General features: G+C 30.3%; 1 protein-coding gene. It reads right to left on the minus strand.

From position 1 onward, the window contains the following. Window positions 1–405: 405 nt before the first annotated feature. Complete coding sequence (locus B6D18_RS12390) at window positions 406–765, minus strand: hypothetical protein (protein ID WP_086364705.1); 360 nt, start codon at window positions 763–765, stop codon at window positions 406–408. Window positions 766–832 lie beyond the last annotated feature (67 nt).

Below are 832 nucleotides of genomic sequence, written 5' to 3' on the forward strand. Positions count from 1 at the left end.
CCAATGTTATATGATAAACAAAAATATTATCATATCTATAACGTATAGTAATGTTGGCAAAATCGAAAAAGTTAATCATTGGAACTATCAACCAAATGAAATAACAAGCAAAAGTAAAAAGTAAAGGTAGTTTGAAGTAAGACTGATTTTGATTATCCATTATATCCCTATATTATATCCTAATTATAAACTGATAAAATCATAACTACGTTTAACAATAATTGCAAAGAACTATTTAAAAAAATTTTTAATTAGTTAAATACTAGTCATTATATTGGTTTTTTTATCTTTTTTATGCAATATATTAATAAAAAACCAATATTCTAATAACTGTCAAAATACTTCAAGAACTAACAGTGACTATAACTTGCACTTATTATATTTTAGGATTAACACAATTAACACTTAAGGTGTAACACATGCGGCACGAATTTTCCACCAAATAGATTGAAGTATATCGATATCTCCTTCGGGAGCATATAAAAATGGTTTTCCTTCATCACGAGGACGCGCAGTATTTGTTGCTACATTATTCGTCCAATAATGATATGAATTCCAATCTGTACTTTTATAAGATTGGCAACTAGCGTCACGATCATCCTCACTCATAGGCATACATCCCCATTCATTCGCAATTCCACCAACCCATTTTCCATTCTTCTGATAACTTAATTGCCGACGTGCATAAAAGCCAAATCTAGTAATATAACCGCCAATCCAACCATCGTAAGGATTGGTATTGGAAAAATCATTCACATCTGGCAATCGATAACCACTACCTAAACTTTTACAATAATCCCTTGCCTTAGATTGATAACTTGAAATGGGTTAA

It is taken from the genome of Gilliamella sp. A7 (genome assembly GCF_002142015.1).
GTDB classification, from domain to species: Bacteria; Pseudomonadota; Gammaproteobacteria; order Enterobacterales; family Orbaceae; genus Gilliamella; species Gilliamella apis_A.